Below are 20459 nucleotides of genomic sequence, written 5' to 3' on the forward strand. Positions count from 1 at the left end.
GCTTATCGCTTGATTAACAAATACACGGGATAGCTCACCGCTATGAATCCAACCGCATATAAGCTACTCGAAAAATCGCCGATAATAACTCCTAGTAGAAAAGCGAGCGAGGCAATGAGCAGGACCCATGTAGTAAAAGGGTACCCCCACGCCCGCACAGGCCGGGGGAGTTCGGGTTCTGTTTGACGGAGCCGAAGTAGTGCAGCAAAAGCTGATGCGTAACAGAGTACGAAAAAGAACGTAGCAATGTCGGAGAGTTTACTGTATGTATTGGTCAGGATCATTAAGGTGGAAGCTCCTGCCGTGAGGATGGTCGCGTACGTGGGTGTACCTCCTGAGTTCACATGCGTAACGAACCGAAAAAATAACCCATCACGACCCATGGCGAATATGGTTCTCGGGTTAAACATGATCTGTGCGTTGATAATGCCCATGATCGAGATCATCAGCATGAACGTGACGACCTGGGCACTGCCTGGACCAAAGAGTACCTGGACTGCATCGGCAGCAGGTAGTTTCGAACCCGCCAGCGTCTCCACAGGAAGAACATAGAGCAGGGCGAGGTTGACCAGGATATAAATACCAATGATCAATAAAACCCCGCTAATCATTGAGCGGGGTAGGTTTCTGCTCGGGTCTACGTCCTCCTCAGTGAAATAAGCCGCGGTGTGCCAGCCATCGTACGTATAAAAAACGGATTGGAGAGCAGCCAGAATTCCTAACCAGACGCCCCCTTCGGCCAGCGGCCTTATGTTGCTGGTCGAAACAGCTACAGGTTGATCGGGTGTTATAATAAAGCAAACAAGCACAAACACCAGCAAACCAACGCCTTTCAGTACGCTCATTACCTCCTGTGCCCGGCTGGCAAACTGCACCCCAATGGAGTGAAAAGCCACAAAAATTACTAAAATTCCTATAGCTATGGTTTTTTGATACGCAACGAGCGATGGGGAAAGCAAACCCATATATTCGCTCATGACCGCTGCTCCGAACGCCATAGCCGATACACTGCCAAGCCAACTGCTAATGCCAATGATAAAACCGGCATAATTGCCAAACGCCCTGCGTGCATATACGTACCAGCCTCCTGCTTTGGGTAGCATGGTGCCCAGTTCCATTACCGATAATGAACCGGCTAAGGCATACACACCAACAATCAGCCAAACGGCTATAATAAGGGTTGGATTTCCAATGTCCTGGGCAATAGGGCCAGGCTTCCGAAGGATACCCGTACCAATAGTGCCACCAATAGTAACGGCCACGCCAAAACCGACGCCTAACAATTTTTTGAGTTGATTCTGGGCCATAGTCCGGCAGGTAGGAGGGAGCTGGTATTGTACAATAATAGCGAAAAAGTCGCTTGCTAGCAGGATTGGCTTGCAGATGCCGCCGATACAATGGATTTGCGCGAATAAAAGCCGGTGAAAATCCGATGTATCCATGTCGTCTGCATGCCAACTCTGTCGAATTAGCGTTTTTTCGTAAGTTTGCCCATATGAGAATCCTGCTGATGCATCCCTATGTGCTAGTCTTCGTAGGTGGAGGAGTTGGTAGTTTGGCGCGTTACGTTGCTGGGCGTTTGATTCCAGCCACGCTCACCGGGTCGCTCTTTCCCAATGCTATTCTGTTTGTCAATGTATTGGCCAGCTTTATATTGGGAGCGGTGGTAGGGTGGGTACTTAATCGGTCGGCGGGAGAGGAAGCTCGTTTATTGATTGGCGTAGGATTCTGTGGCGGACTTAGTACCTTTTCAAGTTTCAGCTATGATACGGTTGTACTCTTACAAAATGGTCGTATTGGCGCGGCCTTATTGAATATCGGCTTAAACGTGCTACTCTGTTTATTGGCTTCGACGGGTGGACTTTGGCTTGGACGAGGTTTATAAGTTTGTTCAATAAACTATGAAATACATACATGTAGTTTTACTGCTTACACTAGTAATGAGTTTACCCCTTCAAGCCCAGGATTTATCACGTCAGTTGCATGACGCACACGAGACGTTTAAAGAGAAAAGCTTTACACACCGTCGATTCAAGCATAAAGATATTCTATCGTTGCTAAATGCGCTGGGTGGCCCGCTCGCCGTCAGTCAGGTGGGAGAGTCATTGGAGAAACGGTCGATTCACCAGGTAAAAGCTGGAACAGGTCAAACCAAGGTGTTGCTCTGGAGCCAGATGCATGGTGATGAAGCCACGGCGACGATGGCGATGTTCGATATCTTTAACTTTCTTCAGGCAAAAAACGATGGTTTCGATGAGCTAAGGCAGACAATATTAGCTAACACAAGCCTGTATTTCGTCCCGATGCTCAATCCTGATGGAGCTGAGCGCTTTCAGAGAAGAACGGCTACGGATATCGACATGAACCGGGATGCCCTGCGTCTGCAAACCCCCGAAGGAGCGCTCCTGAAAAATCTACAACAAACCCTTAAACCGCTGGTGGGCTTTAATCTGCACGACCAAAATCCTCGCTACGGTGTAGGTAAAACCGGGAAACAGGCGGTGGTGTCGTTTCTGGCAACCGCCTACGATGAAGAGCGAAACATTAACGACGTTCGGCAGCGTTCCATGCAGCTCATTGTAGGCATGAATCGGGCGTTACAACAGTTTGTGCCGGGGCAAGTTGCCCGCTATGACGATGAGTTTGAGCCACGCGCTTTCGGCGACAATATTCAGAAATGGGGTACTACGCTGATCCTGATTGAGTCGGGTGGCTTTAAAGGCGATCCAGAAAAGATGACCATTCGAAAACTAAATTTTGTTGCCATTCTGACCGCTCTGAAAGCCATCGCCGATGGATCGTACAAGCAGGAAAATAGTACAGATTACCAGGCTATTCCCGAAAATGGCCGTGCGCTGTTCGACGTACTTATTCGTAATGCAACCGTCATCCGGGAAGGCCGACCTGTTATTGTGGATATTGGGATCAATCATAATGAAGTCAATAGTAAATCCGCAAGCGCATTTTACTACAAGAGCAGTGTTGACGATATTGGCGATCTGTCAACGTTTTACGGGCTGGAAGAAATCGACGCCACCGGTTTAACCCTGGTTCCGGCTTATATGTACCCAGATACACTCGATTCGGCAGCTGACCTCGCTAAGCTCGATTTGCCAGCCCTCCGACGCGATGGTATTGTGGTGTTTAACGTTCGAAAGGCACAGAAAAAAAATCTCCCGACTCAGGCTGTTCATCTACTGAGTGAAGGCGTAGTGCCCGCCCAACCGCTTGAGTTAGAACAAATTCCAACATTCTTATTGAAAAAAGGCAATAAAATTCAGTACCAATTTGTCAATGGTTTTTGGAAAGAGAACCAAAGCACTCCGCAAAACGGGGTGATTGACTAGGTATAACGCAAGCGTAATAATGGCGTAACATTCATATAATACCAGGCGATTACCTTTGTTAGAAATAGTCTTGCACAAACAGGCAAACTGTCTCTAATTCTTCATATTGGTGTCGCACGAAAGACCAGAGCCTTGTTCTGGTTTTTTCTTTTGTGGAGAATCCCAATAGCTCAAGGTAAATCTCTAGTTTACTCATAACGTTCACACTCGGCGAAGCCAAGCGTGAACAGTAACAACAGAAAATAGTCATATCACAAATCGCCCGACTATTCAGCCGGGCGATTTGTGATAACAAGAAAGTGAAACTAGGTTTAGAACGTATACCGCGCGCCAATCTGCATCTGCCAGCGTGAACCAAGCGGATCAATTGAATAGGGAGCCGCCGGAGCTGACCAGGTAAAGGTTGGGTCGCCGGTTGTCGGGTTGTTTGTCCGAGAGAGACCAATCGATGCCGTCGAGTTGAATGTGTTGGGAGAGAAATAAGAATAGCCCAGTTTTTTGTCCAGCAGATTCAGGAAATTAATAATGTCGTAGCTGATCTGAATCGACTGACGGCCTTTCAATTTGAACTCATGCAGAAACCGCAGATCCATCGTATTGTTCCAGGGTGTACGTCCACCGTTACGCTCGGTAAAGGTTCCTTTACGTGTTTTTAGATACGAATCTGACTCCACAAAGGCCATAAAGTCAGTTGCTTGTGTTCCTGTTGGTAAAAGCTTCTGCGCTTCGGCCAGATCTTTAGGAATATAGGCTAAGCTATTGGCCTGTCCTGTTCCATCAACAGTTGAGTTGACATAGCCCCACGAAAATGGTGTGCCCGATTGTAAGGCGTAGAACAACGTAACGGTAGTCGCATTACGTGGATTCCATAGCTTACGGTAGTTGATCGTACCCACAATGCGGTTCCGAATATCGAAGTTTGAGTAAGCCAGCTGGGGGTTGTTTGGGCTCAATGACTGGTTCAACTGCCAGTTCGATTCCATTGAATTTCGGATACCGTTTGTCAGGTCATACGATTTTCCGTAGGTATAAGCTGTTGAAAACCCGAAGCCAGCAGCGTAGTTCTTTTGGATCTGAGCCGTAATACTGTACCGATACCCTTTATTGGTGTTCGATAACAGGTAAGCGTTCGCAAAATTATTATCGATCCGCTGAGCACCCGCCGATCCGTTTGCGGCTACATAAATTGGCTGCTGTTGTTGTGTATCATAGCTGTAATACCGGACTACATCTTTGGTATTTACCTGCTGAAACTTCAGGTCCTGAATCACTTTCGTGTACAAACCTTCAACGGTAAGCTTATAGCCATTTACTGTATAATCGACGGCGATGTTGTTGCGGAACATCTGAGGCATTTTGAAATTATTGTCAATCAGGTCGACCTGAGTCCGGGTTACACCGCCGTTGGCTGGGTTATTATTGATCAGTAATCCGCCGTTCGGAACAAGTGGGTCGCCTACCAGTTTGGTGGTTGCCGTGGCGTTGTTATTAAAGTCATACGCACCGTAACCTACGCCATTGTTGTAGAACGCATAGCCTAACCAGGCAAATGGAATCCGACCGGTAAACAAGCCCGTTCCACCCCGAATAACTACGCTTTTGTCGCCCTTTACATCGAAGTTAAAGCCTAAGCGAGGGGAGATCTGAACATTATTCAAAAAGCTATTGGTAATTTGGTTTAGGGGTGTGAAGCTATAGGTAGTACCCATATTCGTTGGATCACCAGCCGACCCCGTTACCTGTGAGCTAAGCGTTGGCTTGTTTGGCAGGCCTGAGTAATCGAAACGAACACCAGGAGAAAGCTTCAGACGGTCGCTAAGCTGAATATCATCCTGAACGTAGAAACTCATCAGGTTGACATTGAAGTGTGCATATGGATTGTTGAATTGAGTATCCAGGTTGTTCGTGGCATCACCAAAGGGGTAGGAGCCTCGAACCCGGTTCGGTAATTTGAGGAAGAAATTATCCAAACCACTTCGGGCAGGCGTATTCGAAGCGGCAATAGCTCCTGTACCTGCGTAAGAAATCCGTCCGTTAGGCGAATTGACAAACCCGTAGTCGATCGTGTAAAATTCGTTGTGCGTACCAACCGTAAAGGTATTTTTTCCCAGATAGAAGGTAAAGTTATCGGTTACCTCAAAGGTTTTCTGACGCAGGTTGAATACCGATGCTTCCCGGTCATTTCCTAAAAATATCGTACCGCCATTATAGGCAATCTCAACTTGTGGAAAGGTCCTGACATTGGATAAGGTGTTTCGGAAATCATGAACGTTTGAATAACCAAGGATCAAACTGTTTGACGCCCGACCACCAAACTGACTTTTTAACTCAGCAACTGTGCTACTTTGATTGTTGGTCTGTTTAAAGTCGATACTACCAAACCGGAAATTTTGTGCATCCCGTTCCAGGTTCGTTGCTTCTGAAAACACCGTATTGTTACGGATACTCAACTGGTTTTTGTCATTGATATTCCAGTCAATACGGTTGAATAACTTCGTGCTTTTAGCATAAATCGAGTAGTCGCCATAGGAACCAGCATCAAGGCCATAGTTTGTTTTGACAAAATCGCTGATTTGCTGGGCAACGGCAACGTCTTTAATCAAGGAGCTGGGTGAACCAGCCTGAAACTGGACGGGGTCCTGCCTACGGGTAATTTCTTCGTTGGTGAAGAAAAAGAGTTTATTTTTGATAAGCGGAAGCCCTACCCGGACGCCTGTTTGATACTCGTAAAATGTACTGGGCAGCTTTTCTTTGGCATCCGATGCACCATTCCATGAGCCGGTTAAGCTGGCATTTCGGGTAAATCCATAAACGGAACCTGTTACTTCATTGGTGCCACTGCGTGTTACTGCATTGACCGATCCACCCAAAAAGTTACCCAGGCGTACATCAAACGGTGCCACGGCAACCTGAATGTCCTGAATGGCATCGAGGCTAATTGGATTTGTACGTGTACTCGAACCCGGTTGGCCTGATGTGCCGGTTGATCCGCCTAGCGAGGGACTAAAACCAATGGCGTCGTTATTGATCGCGCCATCTACGGTTACGTTATTATACCGGAAGTTCGTACCCGCAAATGAGTTGTTATTATTGACCTGTGGCGATAAACGCGTCATATCGGTCAGGCTCCGCGAAATAGTGGGTAACCGGCGGATGGTTTCTCCACTCACGCTGAGACCTGCTCCCTGCCGTTCTGCTTCCCGATTGGCTTTCACGACAACTTCGCTTAGTTGTGTGCTGGCATCCTGAAGGGTAAAGTTAAGATTAGTTGTTTCGCCCAGTTGAAGTACAACATCATTACGACTGGCGGTTTGATAACTTACATAGGTGACAACGACTTCGTAAGGACCACCTGCATTCATATTATTAATACGGTATCGCCCGTCAATATCTGTAACAGCGGCATATTTGGTGCCGGTTGGCGTGTAAACTGCTTGTACCGTTGCTCCAACCAGGGCTTCTTTCTTGGCATCGGTAATATGTCCACTAAGCCCGCTGGTTGTTACTTGTGCCCAGGTGGCCAATGGGGCTATAAAAAGGATAAGTGCAACTAGTACAGAAGGAACAAGTAATTTCATTTCAAACTATATTGGTGATTTCCAGTGCAAAATTCATGGAAAACCACACTGGGCCTGTTAGCTGTATGTTATGAAAGAGGTATGTATAATTAAGAAATTGTTAAGGACGGGTATTTGTGTATAATCTATTGGTAATAGAGGCCGTTTGGTAAATGAGTTGCGGTTTTTTAATGGTTGATCTTACCTTGTTCGCTTGCAGATGCGTTACGTCAAAATCACCTTTTCGCTCAGTACCCAAGTAAGTCGATGAACTTTTAGGATATTTGTGAATGTTCGGCATTAAACTTGTAGAAGTGGAGATATAAGTCAAGAAAATGTTCCTTTATTTGAAACATTTTCCACGGAAGCCTAATAAGTTTTGGCTGAATGTGAAGTACTTACTAATTTGCCCACATGCATTCAAGTAGTACCTGCCAAACTACAGGCATTACCATTTACTATAACACCCTTAGTCACCGTAACAATGATCTCTAAGAAAGCGAAGTATGCCATTAAGGCGCTTAAGGTTTTGACTGAAGAGTACGGGAAAGGTCCCGTCCTGATTTCGTACATTTCAGCGAAAGAAAATATCCCCAAAAAATTCTTAGAGGCTATCCTCCTGGAACTTCGTAACCACGGTATTCTGCAGAGTCAGAAGGGGAAAGGCGGTGGTTATCTGTTACGTGTTGATCCGGGTCGGGTAAATCTGGCGCAGGTACTTCGCGTAATTGATGGGCCCATTGCACCAACTCCCTGCGTATCGTTTAACTTCTATGTGAAGTGTGATGACTGCAACGATGAAGTCACTTGCGCACTACGACCTATTATGGAGCGGGTGCGGGATGCGAACCTCGGGGTATATGAAAATACAACCTTGCTAACGTTCCAGAATCCGGCTTCACTCGAAACGAAAGAAATTCCCATAGGCGCCAATACCACCGAATTGGTTGAATCGTCAGCGAATCGAATGACTGCCTAAGGTAAGTTATTAGTTAAAAGTGAAGTAGGTGTAGTAAGTGGCTGACGCGAAAAGCAATACAATCGCATCAGCCACTTACTACACCTACTTCACTTTTAACTAATCGACTTTACGCTGGTTGGTGTTCTTTCCGTAGCAGATCATTAACCGTTTTTACCGGATTGAACGTAATAAGGGGTACTTCTACGAAAATCGTATTCCAGTCGGCCATAGCGCCGTTCCAGAGGCCAGGCAACTCCTGCGCCTTGAGATCTTTTCCATCTTTCGATTTAGCTGTAATGAAGCCCGTTAGTGGATCACGGTAGGCAGGAAGATCATATTTGCGTCCGTTATGGTCTTTCAGTCCACAAACTAAATCAACTGGATTGAAGTGGGTAGCCTCATCAAAAATGGCTTTTTGGGCTGGGTTTGCTAAGTCAATTTGAGCTGACTCAACCACCTGTAACGAAACGGAACCATCCTGATTTCTGGCCCAGAATGGCCCACCACCTGGTTCGCCAACGTTTTTTACCATCCCGCAGGCACGTACAGGCCGATCCAGTTTCCGACGGAAGTAACCTACCTTCTCCTCTTTCGACAAGTCCTCGAAGCCTTCGGGAGGTAGCGTAAATAGGGTACGGCGGAAAAGCTCGTCGGCTTCGGCCAGGTAACCATCACTCACCTCTTCGCTGTCCAGCAAACCCTGTATCCGGGCAATCTGTTGCTGAGCATCGAGCAATACGGCTGCCAGCACTTTCTTGTAGGTTACAGTTGGCTCTTTAATCTCATCAGGAACAACATTGTCAATGTTTTTAATAAAAACGATGTCAGCCTGAATATCATTAAGATTCTCGATCAGTGCACCATGACCCGCCGGACGGAATAATAGTGATCCATCAGCGTTACGGAAAGGCGAATTGTCCAGGTTTACCGAAATGGTATCCGTCGATTTTTTCTGTTCAGAGAACGTAATATCGAAGGTAACACCCAGCCAGGCTTCGTAATCGGCTTTCTGTTCGTCAATTAGTGTCTCAAACCGGTCGCGGTGTTCGGGCGAGACGGTGAAATGGATTTTAACCAATCCATCCGAATTGGCGTAGGCGGCTCCTTCTACCAAATGCTCTTCTACCGGTGTACGAGGACCGTCAATGTATTGGTGGAATTTAAGTAAGCCTTTGGGCAAACTGCCGTACTCCAGACCTTCGTCAGTCAGTAAAAACTGTAAAACGGTTTTCCGCTCATTTTCGGCAACGGCTTTGTCCAAATCTTGGCCCTTGGCTGCCATTGCGGCTTTCAAGTCTTCATAAAAAGCAAAGTCGGTCAGTCGGGTAAACACTTCATCGACCGATTTGTCTGATTTGCCATCCATGGCGGCAAAAAGCGATTTAAACATTCGGGTCGCGGCTCCCGAAGCCGGCACGAATTTGACCAGATCACGCTCATGAGCAGCCGCATCGAAGCGGTGAATGTAGGCCGGTATCTGGTCTTCCTCAATTCGAACGATACCATCGCCAATAGTAGCGGCTTTGATGACGTTTAGGAATGGGAAGCCGTGAACGAAATAGTTTATCTGTTGGTCAATCTGGTCGAGCGATACGCCCTGTACCAGAATCTGGTCCTGATCCTGCTCAGTAAATGCCATATTGATAATAAAGGTAAAATAGCGTTAGGAACGGGTGGCAAATTGGGTATTTCAGCAATATGACGCAAATCAAATTAAGGTAAAATCAGTAGGAAAGGTTAATACCAATTACCTGATTCTGGATTCTGCCCTTACTTTTGCCTAGTTCCAAATGCCAACACTTTGTTATGAAACTAATTGCGTTTGATGCCGACGACACGCTATGGGTTAACGAACCAAATTACGTAGATGTTAAAGAGAAATTATGTGAACTGCTGTCGCACCACATCGATCAGGAGACACTTGCCCTGCGATTTTATGATGCGCAGATCAGGAACCTGAACATATTTGGATATGGGGCAAAGAGTTTCATTCTCTCAATGATTGAAACGGCAATAGAGTTAACAAACGGAGCCATCACAGGTACTGAGATTCAGCAAATTATCGACATTGGGCGACGGTTAATCGACTTCCCGATTGAGGTGTTCGATGGTGTGCCCGAGGTATTGGAAATGCTATCCAAACGATTTGACCTAATGGTGCTGACCAAAGGTGATCTCTTCGATCAGGAAAGCAAGATAGCCCGCTCAGGCTTAGGCCATTATTTTAAGCATGTTGAAATCGTCAGTGAAAAAAACGAACAGGCTTATCTGCGAATATTACAACGATATGCTATTCAACCGGCTGATTTTCTGATGATTGGCAACTCACTTAAGTCGGATATACTGCCCGTGGTTCACATTGGTGGACGAGCGATCCATATACCCTACTCGATCACCTGGGCGCATGAGCAGGTTGCCGATGATCAGTTAACCGGTAAATCGTTTATAACGCTGGAGCATATGCGCGAGTTACTGGACCTGCTCTAGTCTATTGTAAAGCTATCAGCATCCAGATTTGCCGGAAACTTCGTCCGAAACGCCCGCAGCTCATCCAGCGAGAGTGTTTGCTGATGGACCATTTCTGTGTCAGAGTGTCGAAAAAGCACATCTCCTTTAAAGTCGATTACGGCTGAGTCCCCTGAATAGAGATGTCCCGTATGGTCTGTACCTACCCGGTTGACCCCCGCCACATAGCTTAAATTCTCAATAGCGCGAGCTTGCAGAAGTATATTCCATGGATTACGTCGGACGGATGGCCAGTTCGCCACGTAAAGCAGTAAATCGTACTCGAAATCGGTAGAATCGGCCTGGCGGTTACGACTCCAGACCGGGAAGCGCAGATCGTAACAAACGAGTGGGCAAATACGCCAGCCTTTCCATTCTTTTATAATTCGGCGAGTTCCAGCCGTATAGACCTTGTCTTCGCCAGCCATCCGAAACAGATGACGTTTGTCGTACGTATCGAACTGACCATCAGGCTGCATCCAGATCAGTCGATTGAAATAACCCCTTTTTTCCTGTATTACATAGCTACCCGTTACTACCGCGCCCGTTTGTGCAGCCATTTGCTTCATCCAACGGAATGTTGTCAGATTCATAGGCTCAGCTACGGCCTGTGCCTCCATGGTAAAACCCGTTGTAAACATCTCGGGCAAAACAATCAGATCCGTTGGCTCGGCTAAATTAAAAATACGCTCCTCCAGCATAGCCCGATTTGCTACGGGGTCGTGCCAGTAAAGTTCAGTTTGGAGGAGGGTAATGTTCATGAGAAGGAGGAGTAAGGGGAGGAGCGGGAGGAAGGAGGAAAGGGAATAGCTACAAATCCCTCCTCCTTCCTCCCGCTCCTCCCCTTACTCCTTTTATTTTGGGAACTTCATTTTATACTCGGCGTCCGTTTTGCCTTTCGAGATGTCGGCCAGTTTTTTCTTGATAAGTGTCCGGCGGAGGGTAGGCAGGTAATCGGTGAAGAGTTTACCATCGAGGTGGTCGTATTCATGCTGAATGATACGGGCAGCCATGCCTTCATATTCTTCTTCATGCTCCTTCCAGTCGATATCGAAGTAGCGAATTACGATAATCTCGGGTCGGAACACTTCGCCCCGAATGCCCGGAATACTCAGGCAACCTTCTTCAAATCCCCAATCGTCGCCCGCTTCTTCAATGATTTCGGGGTTGATAAATACTTTTTTGAAACCGATCAGCGTAGAATCAATATCTTCTTCGGGCTCATCTTCATTGAGTGGTTCACCATCCACCACAAACATCCGAATGCTCTGCCCGATTTGCGGAGCTGCCAGTCCAACACCCGATGCGGCATACATCGTCTCAAACATATTCTCACTCAGCGTTTTCACATCGAGGCTACCGGGTTCAATATCTTTGGCGCGCTTCCGTAAGACCGGATCGCCGTAGGCAATAATTGGGAGAATCATAATTTTAATGAATAATGGATAATGTAAGATGGATAATGACATAGCGAACATTGTGCATTATCCATCTTACATTATTCATTATCGTTTACTTTCCATGTACGACTGAAGAATAATGGCTGCGCTTACTTTATCAATATTTCCTTTCACACGTCGGTCTTTTTTCGTGCTTCCGCCTGCAATCATAGCCTGTAGAGCCATTACAGACGTAAACCGTTCATCATGCCAATAAACCGGGATATCGGGCAAAGCGTTCTGTAAATGCGTTACAAACTTCCTGACACGGGGGGTGTTATCCGTATCCAGGCCATCCAAGCCCTTAGGTAATCCAACAATAAAGGCCTCGACGGGCTCCCGCAAGACGTAGGCTTTCAGAAACTTTAAGACTTCATGCGAGGGGACTGTCTCCAGCGCCGACGCGATGAGTTGCAAAGGGTCCGTTACGGCGATGCCCGTACGTTTCATGCCGTAGTCGATTGCTAAGAGTCGTGCCATTTTAGTGGCAAAGGTACGAAGGGTGGGGGAAGGGGCAAAGAGCAGGGTGCGTAGAGCACGGAGCTGGATGGAAAAAATGCCTGATGCCCTAGCTTTTAGGCTGAGTTCCCTGATCCTCGAACCCTGCTCCTTGCCTTTTACTCCAGGCTTCCACATCCTGCCAGGTATCCAGATCAATGGCGGCTAACGGGAATGGAATCTCAGCACAGTCGCCAGCGTATTGCTTGATGAGTTTGCGAGCACCTATATCGCCCGACAGTTGCATAAATTCGGAACCGTAGCGAATATCGAATAAAGCAGGAACACCCAGATGACCAGCTTCTCCGTAACGGCAGGCAACAATACCCCGACCTGTCTGTTGCTGAGTTGTGATTAACTCTTGTAGAAGATCGGTGGTAACATAAGGCTGGTCGGTCAGAACAACCAAAAAAGCATCGACAGGTTCATCGATCAGTGCCTTTAAGCCAAATTTGAGAGATGATGCCATCCCTTCAGGCCAGTTGGGGTTTAGTACAACCTGGAGGGGTAGATCAGCAAGTTCGGGTTGGATTTGTTCATAGTTCGAGCCCAGAATGGCAATCACTGGACCTGATTGTAGCGATAAAGCAGCATCGGCAATCTGCCGAATGAGTGTTTTTCCGTTATGAGTGAGCAACTGCTTAGGTTGACCGCCCAGTCGGGTTGAAGCACCCGCGGCTAAAATGATCGTGGCAATAGGCATGCTTAGATCGTATCTACACCGATGCTGTCAGAATCAATAGGATCTGCCTGCCGGCCATGATTTGCCGAGTTGCCAGAAAGTCGCTCGTGAATGGGACCGGATTTGTCTTTGAGAAAACCACCAGCACCTTTCGTAAAAAAGGCTTTGATCTCGGCCATAATCGATAAGGCAATTTCATCCGGCGTTTCGGCTCCGAGGTCAAGCCCAATAGGGGCGTGAACGCGATTGAGGGAGGCATTACTAAACTGTAGCCCATCTTTTTTAAATTCCTCCTGCATCTTATCGAACCGTTTGCGTGGTCCCAGCATACCAATATAGGGCACATCGGTAGTCAGCAGCTTTTCCAGTACAGCCTTATCGTAATTGAAATTGTGCGACATCAGCACGGCGGCTGTTCGGTTCGTAATCGTCAACTGATCAATAACCACTTCCCGACCCGCATACAGCACACAGGTAGCGACCGGAAACCGTTTGGGGGACAGGTGCGCAATGCAATCATCGGTAACGGTCACCTGCCAGCCGAGTTCGCGGGCAAGTTTGGCTACAGGAATGACATCGTAACCTGCTCCAAAAATGACCAGTTCAATACCTGGATCGATGCGCTCGATAAATATCTCCGCACTTCCCGACAATACAGAATAGGAACGAGTCAACGGCTTGCCTGTATTGAATACGCCCTGCATATCGTCGTATAGCCAGGCGGGTATCGATTCGGTTGTTTGCTCTGTGAGCATAAACCGATTACCCGGAGCCAGCCCTGTAAATTCATCGCTTTTCAAGACTGTGGCCAGAGACCGAACGTCGCGTTTCTGCGTGAACTCTTTGAGTAAGGCAATTGGATTTTGTGAGCTAATGGGGTCAATTGGCTCAATCAACACATCGATAATGCCATTACACCCCAGCCCAACGCCAAAGCTGTTGGCGCCATCGTCCATCGTATCGTAGGTAACAACAATCGGTTCTCCATCGAGCATTACCTGCCGCGCTTTGCGTAATGCATCGCCTTCCAGACAGCCGCCACTAATGGCTCCTTCCCAACGACCGTCGTCGGTAATAAGCATACGAGCACCCGGCCGACGGTACGACGAACCTTCGACCCACACAACCGTGGCCAGAGCGGCTTTCCGTTGCGAAAAGTCAATCTGTTCAAAAACGTCAACGATACGGGTTATTTCTTTCATGACTATTGGGTTTGAAATTTGAGGTTCGTAGTTTGAAGTTCTATGTGCGTCAGCAACTTCAAACTACGAACCTCAAACTTCAAACTAAAAATTACACCTTTTCTAAATCAAACGGCAACCGACGAACACGCTTACCGGTTGCTGCAAAAACGGCGTTTGCTAAAGCGGGTGCTAAGGGTGGCAAACCCGGTTCGCCAACTCCTTTAATGGTTGGACCGCCTTCGGCCAAAATATGTACCTCAACATCCGGCATTTCGTTAATGCGCACCATCCGGTTGGCATCAAAATTCTTCTGAACAGCCTGACCATTCTCAAACGTGATGCCGTCTTTCGTTGCGGCTGTTAAGGCCATGGCAATGGCACCTTCAACCTGCGCCTTAACTGTATCGGGGTTAACGACGGTGCCGAGGTCAATTACGCAATAAACCTTATCAACTGTAACACCGCCAGTCTTGTTTTTCGATACTTCGACAACCTGACCTGCCAGACCCGCGAAAAATTCCCACTGGGCAACGCCCCGCCCTTTTCCAGCCGGAAGCGGTTTATCCCAACCCGATACTTCTTTCAGTTTCGTGAGTACCCGTTTCGCATCCGTATCTTTCGTTAACATCGCCATCCGAAACGCCAATGGGTCCTGGCCCGCTTTATGCGCCATTTCGTCCAGAAAACATTCATGCGCGAACGCCAGGGTCGAGCTGGTTACAGATCGCCAGTAGGTTAGTGGTACGTGGGTTTCGGCGTGAACATATCGGGTGTTCAGGTTTGGGATCTCGTATTTCTGCTCGTTGGTTCCTTCAAGCATAGTCCCGTCGGGCTTGGTTTTATCGTACTTCTCGTTCATTGTCGCGTCGATAGACGGCGAAATGACCTTGTGCTGAAAGGCTATGGCTTTTCCATCGGCAGATAAGGCCCCCCGCATGGCGGAGAACGTCATGGGCCGGAATGGCCCCAATTGGGTATCGTCTTCGCGGGACCAGACAACTTTAACCGGTTTGCCAATGGTTTTCGACAAAAGTGCGGCTTCAGTCGCGAAGTCCTGCGTAAGCCGCCGACCAAACCCTCCGCCATTGAACAGAACGTGTACGGTTACATTATCGGCCGGAACCTTGAGCACCTTGGAAACCTCATCCCGAACTAGATCACCCCCCTGCGACGATACCCATAGCTCAATTTTATCGCCAGGCTTATAGTGCGCCAGTGCGTTCATCGGCTCCATGGTTGAATGGCTTACGATGGGGGTTTCGTAGAACGCGTCGAGTTTGGTTGGGGCATCGGCAAATGACTTGTCGAAATCGCCCGAGTTGTGACCAACTACACCATCTGTTTTGGCCAGCTCATGGAGGTTTTTCTCAAAAGCAACCGAATTGAACGTGTCGTGGCCCTGATGATCCCAGTTCACCTTCAGCGCTTTACGACCTTGTAAGGCAGCCCAGTAAGTATCGGCGATGATAGCAACACCTTCGTATCGGTTTTTACCGACTACGCGTTCCACCTTCACCACCTGCCGAACGCCTTTGACTTTCAGCGACTGAGCCGCATCGAAACTTACCAGCTTACTGCCAAACACGGGGCAGCGTTCAATCGACGCATAAACCATGCCCGGCACTTTGGCATCCATGCCAAATGTTGCCTGACCTGCCACTTTCAAGGGTACGTCGGGGCGTTGCATCGACTTGCCCAGCATGGTAAACTGCTTCGGGTCTTTCAGTTTGGGCTCTTTCGGAACCGGTAATTTTGCTGCTGGTTCGGCTAGTTGGCCGTAGGTTAATGTTTTACCCGTTGGTTTATGAATAACGGTGGCGTTGGCGGCAAAACACTCGTCGATGGGTACGCTCCATTGATCGCTGGCGGCTTTAACGAGCATTTCGCGGGCGGAGGCCCCTACTTTGCGCATCTGCGTATAGCCACCCCGAATGGAGCCGCTACCACCTACTGCTTGCGACCACATCCCTCCGTATTTGCTCTCACCCCCAGTTTGCCGAATAACGACTTTGTCTAACGATACTTCGAGTTCTTCCGCAATTAGGGCTGGAACCGACTGATACGTACCCTGACCAATTTCGGGCCGGGGATTCATAAGAATAATTCGCCCCGATTTTTCGATAATAATGTAGGGCGTAAGTTCAACGGACTCAGGCAAAGCCAATCCAGGCCAGGCACTCAAGTTCAATACAGGGCTGGTGGCTAAGCTTTCGGCTGCGGGTAAACCAAGCGCAAAAGCGGCTCCACTTAAGCCAGCCGCTTTTAGGAAGTTCCGGCGTGAAGTACCGATCTGATTAGGTTTCTGGCTCATCGCTTACCGATTTTAGGGGTGGATTTCGGTGATTTAGGGGGAGCGGCCATCTCGGCTGATGCCGTGTGAATGGCTTGCCGAATGCGGCCATACGTACCACAACGGCAAATATTCCCTTGCATAGCCATATCAATATCGGCGTCAGTCGGCTTGGGTGTTTGCTTCAATAGCGCCACCGCCGACATAATTTGTCCGGACTGACAGTAACCGCACTGGGGCACCTGATGCTCAATCCAGGCTTTCTGAACCGGGTGATCGGCGTTTTTAGAAAGTCCTTCTATGGTGGTTATTTTCTGGCCAACCACCGCCGAAACAGGAACACTGCATGAACGGGTAGGATTGCCATCTAAGTGCACCGTGCAGGCTCCGCATTGGGCAATACCACAACCAAATTTGGTGCCTGTGAGGCCCACTACATCGCGGATTGCCCATAGCAGTGGCATGTCGGGGTCCACGTCGACGATATGCGCCTGATTGTTAATTGTTAATTTTAGGGATGCCATGTCCAATTACGGATAAAAATCAGCGGTCTATTATACTGGGAAAGATACGGTTTTTACAGTATTTATCCGCGGGTTACTGTTTACTAGAGCATGTAGTTGTTTGTAAACCGTAAATTATACATACTGACGGTATGGTATAATCAGCCATAAAATGACGTATAGAAAATTTTATATTTCCGCATGACTTACACCGACCAATTACGGACGTACTATGAACGAGTAACCGAGGAGTGCGTATCTGGCCTATCGCTCGATTGCGTTATTTTCGGCTTCCATGATACAAGGCTGAAGGTATTGCTATTACAATGGAAAGACACCAATGAGTGGAGCCTGCCAGGTGGGTTTATCTATAAGGCCGAATCGGTAGACACGGCGGCCGGGCGTGTACTTCGTGAACGAACGGGCCTGGATCAACTATTTTTGCAACAGTTTCACTTGTTCGGCGATGCCGTTCGATATGATACCGACGATACGTGGCAACGGTTAAAAATGCCCATGAAGTTTGGGGTGAATTGGCCCACCCGGACAATCTCCATGGGTTATTACGCTTTAGTCGACTATACCAAAGTAACGCCCACCGTTGATTTTATGTCGGACGAATGCCGCTGGTGGGATGTTGGCGATTTGCCCTCACTGCTCTATGACCATCGACACATCATTGATGTGGCCCTGAAAACACTTCGGCTCCAGTTGAACTGGCAACCGATTGGGCTGAATCTGATGCCCGAAAAATTCACGATACCCGAATTACAACGACTTTACGAAGCGGTTCTGGATCGACCATTGGACGCCCGCAACTTTCATAAAAAAATAACAGGATTGAACATCCTGACTCGCCTAGACGAACGCCGGACGGGCGGGGCGCATAAATCGCCCTATCTCTATCAGTTCGATGAGGTGAACTATCAGAAAGCCTTGATTAACGGTAACCTGAATTTTGTTTGAGCTCGTCTCGTGAAGGCAGATGCTCAAATCTGAACCCACAAAACCTCTCTGTGATCTCTGTGCCTCTGTGGTTAATAATTTTGACGGCTTATCTTTGCCGAAAACGCTTTTTATGACTGCTCTCGATACTGTTTCAACCTATTACGACGCCTTTAATCGCAAAGACTGGGAAGGTATGCTCAACCTGCTCCACCCAAATGTTCAACATGACAGTAATCAAGGAGCTACCCGTTTCGGTAAAGAGATATTTAGCCAGTTTCTCCAGCATATGGACGATTGCTACGATGAAACCCTAACGGATATTGTCATTATGACGGAACCAACGGGGACTCGCGCGGCCTGCGAATTCGTGGTGAATGGTGTGTACAAAAAAACGGATGGCGATTTGCCAGCCGCAATGGGCCAAACCTATGTAATGCCCGCCGGTTCGTTCCTGGAGGTTGCCGATGGACTCATTACCCGCGTTACAACTTATTATAATTTGCCCCTATGGGAGTCGTTGGTTTTGGGGTAGTTGGGTGGACTCTGGCGCGGGTATTTACCCGTGTCTTTTAATGAAGTCAGCATTTGCTGATGCATGAATAGCCAGTGGGCCAGCGAATGCTGGCTATAGTAAAAAGCACGGGTAAATGCCCGCGCCAGACACACTAATCACATCTCCATTGCCGAGTATCTCCCCCTCTTCACTCACCTTTCTTAAGCTAACAGGATTAGCTATTCAAACGGTTTTCGATGAGTTAGCGGCCTTACGGATCGCGGTCTTTTACGACTTCCCGTATTTGTACGAAGGCTCGGTTGAGTACGAGAAAACTTATCTGGAAACCTATGCCCGCGCTGAGCGGTCGTTTCTATTTGCTGTTTACGATGGTGATCGGATGGTAGGTGCTACAACCGCTTTGCCGCTGCGCGATGAAACTGCTGAGGTTCAGGCTCCCTTCCTGAAGGCGGGCTATGATCTGGACACGATTTTCTACTTCGGCGAAAGTATTCTGCTTCCCGCTTATCGGGGGCTTGGTCTCGGACATCAATTTTTTTCTGAGCGAGAAGCTCATGCTCAACAATTTGGTCACTATAAAATGACTTGCTTTTGCGCTGTAAAACGCCCCGCTGATCATCCACTTCGCCCCGCTGATTATCAACCCCTCGATAACTTCTGGACAAAACGAGGCTATCAACGTGATGAAAGTCTGCAAAGCGAATTCGTCTGGCCCGACCGAAACGAGACTCTCGATACCGCTAAACCAATGATTTATTGGACACGATTACTCCCCTAATCTGCCTACTGAACTCGTTCGCCAGTCTCTTTTTCCTAACATAAACCCTTTCCGGCAGTTGTTTTTGTGAATACAACACCTAATACTATGAAAACAACCTCATCGGAAGATCGCACAATTGGGCTGGGAGTTATTGGTATGGGGGGCTTCGGGCTGTTCGCTGTTCAGCAGTTTTTGCAAACGCCTAACACAAAATTAGTCGCCATTGCCGGGTCGAAACGGGAGGAGTCTATTGTGGCTGCCAAACGATTTGGTGCCGAGACCCTAGGAAGTATTGATGAATTGGTCAATCACCCAGATGTTGACTTGATCTACATTGCAACTCCTCCTTTCATGCACTACGAGCAAGCTATGCTGGCTCTAAACGCAGGCAAACACGTCATCTGCGAAAAACCGCTGGCCATGAATCCTGAACAGGGTCGCGAAATGATCGAAACAGCGCGCGAAAAAGGGTTACTGATGGTTACGAACCTGATGCAGCGCTATAACCCTATGTTTGCCCGTGTCAAGCACCTGATTGATAAGAATTTACTAGGCGATTTTTTGCACGGGTATTTCGAAAATTACGCAGGTGATGAAGGTCTTTCGCCCGAACACTGGTTCTGGGATCGGACTAAATCGGGCGGCATATTTATTGAACACGGTGTTCACTTCTTCGACATGTTTACGGGCTGGTTTGGTGATGGAACGCTAAAAGCATCACAGGTTGTAAAACGCCCGAACAGTAATGATATTGAGGATCAGGTTCAGGCCACGGTTGAATATGGCGACGATACAACGGGCAAGAAACTGGTTAATTTCTACCACGGTTTTACGCAAACGGGCCGGATGGACCGTCAGGAAATGCGCTTGTTATTTGAGCGGGGCGACATTACCTTATTTGAGTGGGTACCCACCCGAATGATTATGCGCTGCGTTGTTGATGAAGAAACGACCCGTGCGCTGATGGAGCTGTTTCCGGGGGCTCAACTGAATGTAACAGCCAACATCGGCGGTAAAGACCGAACCTTAGGCGGACGCCACAAAAAGTTCGACGCTTATCAGCAAATTGAGCTTCGATTTGGCTTTGGTGATGAGAAACAGCACATCTACAGCGAATTACTCCGACTTATGTTCCGGGACCAGGTTAGAGCGATCCATTACCCCGAATCGCATCGAATAATTACGGAACAGAATGGACTCAATTCATTGCTACTGGCAACAGAAGCAGATCAATTAGCGCGTAGCTAGGGGAGTAGATAGAGGAGACGAGT

18 protein-coding genes are annotated in these 20459 nt (G+C 47.9%); 8 read left to right on the top strand and 10 right to left on the bottom strand.

Annotated elements, in window-relative coordinates:
* Positions 1 to 2 precede the first annotated feature (2 nt).
* The gene (locus tag EXU85_RS35055) at positions 3 to 1307 is read right to left on the bottom strand and encodes an APC family permease (protein WP_142776944.1); all 1305 of its coding nucleotides are present in this window, start codon (positions 1305 to 1307) and stop codon (positions 3 to 5) included.
* 188 nt (positions 1308 to 1495) lie between these two features.
* Here EXU85_RS35055 and crcB point away from each other — a divergent pair, with 188 nt between their 5' ends.
* Together crcB and EXU85_RS35065 are read left to right on the top strand one after the other, a co-directional pair.
* A complete protein-coding gene (gene crcB, locus EXU85_RS35060) occupies positions 1496 to 1885 on the top strand; it encodes a fluoride efflux transporter CrcB (protein WP_142776531.1) in 390 nt (129 codons plus the stop codon).
* 16 nt (positions 1886 to 1901) lie between these two features.
* Complete coding sequence (locus tag EXU85_RS35065; RefSeq protein WP_246859373.1) at positions 1902 to 3347, top strand: M14 family zinc carboxypeptidase; 1446 nt, start codon at positions 1902 to 1904, stop codon at positions 3345 to 3347.
* 311 nt (positions 3348 to 3658) lie between these two features.
* Here EXU85_RS35065 and EXU85_RS35070 read toward each other — a convergent pair whose 3' ends face one another.
* Positions 3659 to 6925 carry a TonB-dependent receptor gene (locus tag EXU85_RS35070; protein ID WP_142776532.1) on the bottom strand — a complete coding sequence of 1089 codons (3267 nt, stop codon included), beginning with the start codon at positions 6923 to 6925 and terminating at the stop codon, positions 3659 to 3661.
* A 463-nt stretch (positions 6926 to 7388) separates the two neighbouring features.
* Between EXU85_RS35070 and EXU85_RS35075 the strand changes: the two genes are divergently transcribed.
* Positions 7389 to 7883 (top strand): Rrf2 family transcriptional regulator, encoded by a 495-nt coding sequence (locus tag EXU85_RS35075; protein ID WP_142776533.1) that lies wholly within the window; start codon positions 7389 to 7391, stop codon positions 7881 to 7883.
* 109 nt (positions 7884 to 7992) lie between these two features.
* Here the strand turns inward: EXU85_RS35075 and EXU85_RS35080 are convergent, their stop codons facing one another.
* The gene (locus EXU85_RS35080) at positions 7993 to 9504 is read right to left on the bottom strand and encodes a DUF4301 family protein (protein ID WP_142776534.1); all 1512 of its coding nucleotides are present in this window, start codon (positions 9502 to 9504) and stop codon (positions 7993 to 7995) included.
* Positions 9505 to 9671: 167 nt separating this feature from the next.
* Here EXU85_RS35080 and EXU85_RS35085 point away from each other — a divergent pair, with 167 nt between their 5' ends.
* Positions 9672 to 10352 (top strand): HAD family hydrolase, encoded by a 681-nt coding sequence (locus tag EXU85_RS35085; RefSeq protein ID WP_142776535.1) that lies wholly within the window; start codon positions 9672 to 9674, stop codon positions 10350 to 10352.
* Here EXU85_RS35085 and EXU85_RS35090 read toward each other — a convergent pair.
* The 7 genes from EXU85_RS35090 to EXU85_RS35120 form a co-directional block, all read right to left on the bottom strand.
* Positions 10349 to 11131 carry an amidohydrolase gene (locus tag EXU85_RS35090; RefSeq protein ID WP_142776536.1) on the bottom strand — a complete coding sequence of 261 codons (783 nt, stop codon included), beginning with the start codon at positions 11129 to 11131 and terminating at the stop codon, positions 10349 to 10351. The two genes, EXU85_RS35085 and EXU85_RS35090, sit on opposite strands and share 4 nt — an antisense overlap.
* A 93-nt stretch (positions 11132 to 11224) precedes the next feature.
* Positions 11225 to 11797, bottom strand: coding sequence for a peptide deformylase (gene def / locus EXU85_RS35095; RefSeq protein WP_142776537.1), 573 nt, complete (start codon positions 11795 to 11797; stop codon positions 11225 to 11227).
* Positions 11798 to 11875: 78 nt separating this feature from the next.
* Positions 11876 to 12289, bottom strand: a complete 414-nt coding sequence (ruvX, locus tag EXU85_RS35100; protein WP_142776538.1) for a Holliday junction resolvase RuvX — start codon at positions 12287 to 12289, stop codon at positions 11876 to 11878.
* Positions 12290 to 12377: 88 nt separating this feature from the next.
* Positions 12378 to 13010: an NTP transferase domain-containing protein gene (locus EXU85_RS35105; protein ID WP_142776539.1), complete on the bottom strand. Its 633-nt coding sequence runs from the start codon at positions 13008 to 13010 to the stop codon at positions 12378 to 12380.
* Positions 13011 to 13012: 2 nt separating this feature from the next.
* Complete coding sequence (locus tag EXU85_RS35110; RefSeq protein ID WP_142776540.1) at positions 13013 to 14191, bottom strand: XdhC family protein; 1179 nt, start codon at positions 14189 to 14191, stop codon at positions 13013 to 13015.
* Between the two features lie 91 nt (positions 14192 to 14282).
* Positions 14283 to 16484, bottom strand: a complete 2202-nt coding sequence (locus EXU85_RS35115; protein WP_142776541.1) for a molybdopterin cofactor-binding domain-containing protein — start codon at positions 16482 to 16484, stop codon at positions 14283 to 14285.
* On the bottom strand, positions 16481 to 16987 hold the full coding sequence (locus tag EXU85_RS35120; RefSeq protein WP_142776542.1) for a (2Fe-2S)-binding protein: 507 nt from the start codon (positions 16985 to 16987) through the stop codon (positions 16481 to 16483). Before EXU85_RS35120 ends, EXU85_RS35115 begins: the two co-directional genes overlap by 4 nt.
* A gap of 180 nt (positions 16988 to 17167) precedes the next feature.
* Between EXU85_RS35120 and EXU85_RS35125 the strand changes: the two genes are divergently transcribed.
* From EXU85_RS35125 to EXU85_RS35140, 4 genes are all read left to right on the top strand, one after another.
* Positions 17168 to 17932 (top strand): NUDIX domain-containing protein, encoded by a 765-nt coding sequence (locus EXU85_RS35125; RefSeq protein WP_142776543.1) that lies wholly within the window; start codon positions 17168 to 17170, stop codon positions 17930 to 17932.
* 112 nt (positions 17933 to 18044) lie between these two features.
* The gene (locus EXU85_RS35130) at positions 18045 to 18446 is read left to right on the top strand and encodes a nuclear transport factor 2 family protein (RefSeq protein ID WP_142776544.1); all 402 of its coding nucleotides are present in this window, start codon (positions 18045 to 18047) and stop codon (positions 18444 to 18446) included.
* Positions 18447 to 18561: 115 nt separating this feature from the next.
* Positions 18562 to 19206 (top strand): GNAT family N-acetyltransferase, encoded by a 645-nt coding sequence (locus EXU85_RS35135; RefSeq protein WP_142776545.1) that lies wholly within the window; start codon positions 18562 to 18564, stop codon positions 19204 to 19206.
* 87 nt (positions 19207 to 19293) lie between these two features.
* Positions 19294 to 20436 carry a Gfo/Idh/MocA family protein gene (locus EXU85_RS35140; protein WP_142776546.1) on the top strand — a complete coding sequence of 381 codons (1143 nt, stop codon included), beginning with the start codon at positions 19294 to 19296 and terminating at the stop codon, positions 20434 to 20436.
* The last annotated feature ends 23 nt before the right edge of the window (positions 20437 to 20459 follow it).

The organism is Spirosoma sp. KCTC 42546, assembly GCF_006965485.1.
Taxonomy (GTDB): domain Bacteria; phylum Bacteroidota; class Bacteroidia; order Cytophagales; family Spirosomataceae; genus Spirosoma.

Coding starts and splice junctions, on each gene's coding strand:
- EXU85_RS35055 (WP_142776944.1), bottom strand. CDS start 1,307: ATGGCCCAGAATCAACTCAAAAAATTGTTAGGCGTCGGTTTTGGCGTG.
- crcB (WP_142776531.1), top strand. CDS start 1,496: ATGAGAATCCTGCTGATGCATCCCTATGTGCTAGTCTTCGTAGGTGGA.
- EXU85_RS35065 (WP_246859373.1), top strand. CDS start 1,902: ATGAAATACATACATGTAGTTTTACTGCTTACACTAGTAATGAGTTTA.
- EXU85_RS35070 (WP_142776532.1), bottom strand. CDS start 6,925: ATGAAATTACTTGTTCCTTCTGTACTAGTTGCACTTATCCTTTTTATA.
- EXU85_RS35075 (WP_142776533.1), top strand. CDS start 7,389: ATGATCTCTAAGAAAGCGAAGTATGCCATTAAGGCGCTTAAGGTTTTG.
- EXU85_RS35080 (WP_142776534.1), bottom strand. CDS start 9,504: ATGGCATTTACTGAGCAGGATCAGGACCAGATTCTGGTACAGGGCGTA.
- EXU85_RS35085 (WP_142776535.1), top strand. CDS start 9,672: ATGAAACTAATTGCGTTTGATGCCGACGACACGCTATGGGTTAACGAA.
- EXU85_RS35090 (WP_142776536.1), bottom strand. CDS start 11,131: ATGAACATTACCCTCCTCCAAACTGAACTTTACTGGCACGACCCCGTA.
- def (WP_142776537.1), bottom strand. CDS start 11,797: ATGATTCTCCCAATTATTGCCTACGGCGATCCGGTCTTACGGAAGCGC.
- ruvX (WP_142776538.1), bottom strand. CDS start 12,289: ATGGCACGACTCTTAGCAATCGACTACGGCATGAAACGTACGGGCATC.
- EXU85_RS35105 (WP_142776539.1), bottom strand. CDS start 13,010: ATGCCTATTGCCACGATCATTTTAGCCGCGGGTGCTTCAACCCGACTG.
- EXU85_RS35110 (WP_142776540.1), bottom strand. CDS start 14,191: ATGAAAGAAATAACCCGTATCGTTGACGTTTTTGAACAGATTGACTTT.
- EXU85_RS35115 (WP_142776541.1), bottom strand. CDS start 16,484: ATGAGCCAGAAACCTAATCAGATCGGTACTTCACGCCGGAACTTCCTA.
- EXU85_RS35120 (WP_142776542.1), bottom strand. CDS start 16,987: ATGGCATCCCTAAAATTAACAATTAACAATCAGGCGCATATCGTCGAC.
- EXU85_RS35125 (WP_142776543.1), top strand. CDS start 17,168: ATGACTTACACCGACCAATTACGGACGTACTATGAACGAGTAACCGAG.
- EXU85_RS35130 (WP_142776544.1), top strand. CDS start 18,045: ATGACTGCTCTCGATACTGTTTCAACCTATTACGACGCCTTTAATCGC.
- EXU85_RS35135 (WP_142776545.1), top strand. CDS start 18,562: ATGCCCGCGCCAGACACACTAATCACATCTCCATTGCCGAGTATCTCC.
- EXU85_RS35140 (WP_142776546.1), top strand. CDS start 19,294: ATGAAAACAACCTCATCGGAAGATCGCACAATTGGGCTGGGAGTTATT.